The sequence below is a fragment of the Kitasatospora sp. NPDC017646 genome, assembly GCF_044329365.1.
GTDB lineage: Bacteria > Actinomycetota > Actinomycetes > Streptomycetales > Streptomycetaceae > Kitasatospora.
Genome location: NZ_JBIRJC010000142.1, coordinates 1 through 1,442 on the forward strand (window position 1 = coordinate 1; position 1,442 = coordinate 1,442).

Genomic DNA, 1,442 nt, shown 5'->3' on the forward strand with positions numbered 1-1,442 from the left:
CGCGAGGAGCGTGATACCTGGGTCAGGGGTGCTGCGCAGCGGCAACGTCACGCTCACCGCGGTCCCGTCCGCCACCGGGGTATCGGATACAGTCAGCGACAGTGGGCCGACCGCGTCGACGCCGAGGATCGCGGTGACCAGGTCGGGGTCGGTCACCCGCACCTTCCATAGCCGGCCCTCGTCGGCGGTCGCGGCCGCGCGGGTCGAGGACACCAGTCCAAGTTCGGCGGTCCAGGTCGCCAGGACATCGGCGAGGGTGTCGTCGTCGATCCGGGCGTCCCCGATGGCCTCCTGTGCCTCGACGATCGCGCTGGCCCGGGTGAAAGCTCGCTCGGTCATCGCCAGCAGTTCCTCGTCGGAAGGCATCAGAGTGTGGTCGGGGTCGTCGGCGTGCAGCTCGGCGTCGATCAGCGCCAGCAACGCCTCGGCCTCGGCAGCCAGACGTCCGGGGTCGTTGTCGAAGTTCGTCATCGTTGTCTCTTCCTACTTTTTAGAGGGTGGGGGCGTCGGGTGCGGTCGACGGTCGATTCGGGGCCAGCTCAGCCAAGGCGGCCTGCAGTCGGGTCTTGAGCCACGAGCTGAGCTTCTTGACCTTTGACAGGCTCAATCCGGTAACGGCGGCGACCTGCTCGAGGGGCCGGAGGTCACCGTCGTCGAGGTCAAGCAGGGCCCACAGGTGGGGGCGCTGTTCAGCGTCGGGGTAGGAGTCGATCACGACTCCGATGTGGACACGGATCTCGGTGGAGAACACCACTCCCTCGGCGACGTCGCGGGTGACGTGGTCGGACGAGAGGTCGTCGAGGGCGATTTCGAAGCCGGTGTTGACCCCCAGAACAGCCTTCTGTGTCTGCCGCCGCCGATACAGGTCGATGTGCCGATTGGTCAGCACGCGCGTGAGGAAGGCCCGTCCGTTGACCGGTCGGGTGAAGGTGTATCCGATGAGCTTTACGTATGCGTCCTGGGCGAGGTCCTCGGCGTCGGCCCGGTTGCCGCGGGTCAGCTTGAGCGCGTGCGTCATCGCGAAGGCGAGGAGGTCCCTCTGCGGCTCTCCGACGAGTTCGATGTAGGCGCGGTCGATCTGCGAATGCTTCCCCGTCCGGGGAAGCACTCGGGGGAAACCTGACGTCGGGTCTGGCTGATGGGGGTCGTCCATGTATCCGCTCCTCCGTACGCCCACGCTGTTTCTGCGGGGTCTGTGTTCGATGTCGGTCGCTTGCGTGGTGTGTCAGTAGTGACGGATGAATTATGAACTCGGTTCGCCGTGTGCATGCCGATTCACCGGCACTGCCCCTGGCTCTCCAGGTATTGACGACTGATGCCACGTTCGGGTTCGCGACGGGGATGGTGCGTAAGAGCGGTTGCTGCGGTGTGCAGCTCGGGCGGACCGGTGCACGGCCCGGGCCGGTCGCACCCCGCAACAGAGTGCGACCGGCCCCGGCGTC

At 66.5% G+C, this 1,442-nt stretch carries 2 protein-coding genes; both read right to left on the bottom strand.

The genetic code is table 11. The annotated features are described in order from the left end of the window. Positions 1 to 471 (bottom strand): hypothetical protein (locus ACH4J0_RS43220; protein WP_396246663.1); only part of this gene is annotated, 471 nt, incomplete at its 3' end. A gap of 19 nt (positions 472 to 490) precedes the next feature. Continuing rightward, positions 491 to 1,153 (bottom strand): RNA polymerase sigma factor, encoded by a 663-nt coding sequence (locus ACH4J0_RS43225; protein WP_125053153.1) that lies wholly within the window; start codon positions 1,151 to 1,153, stop codon positions 491 to 493. Positions 1,154 to 1,442 lie beyond the last annotated feature (289 nt).

Coding starts and splice junctions, on each gene's coding strand:
- ACH4J0_RS43225 (WP_125053153.1), bottom strand. CDS start 1,153: ATGGACGACCCCCATCAGCCAGACCCGACGTCAGGTTTCCCCCGAGTG.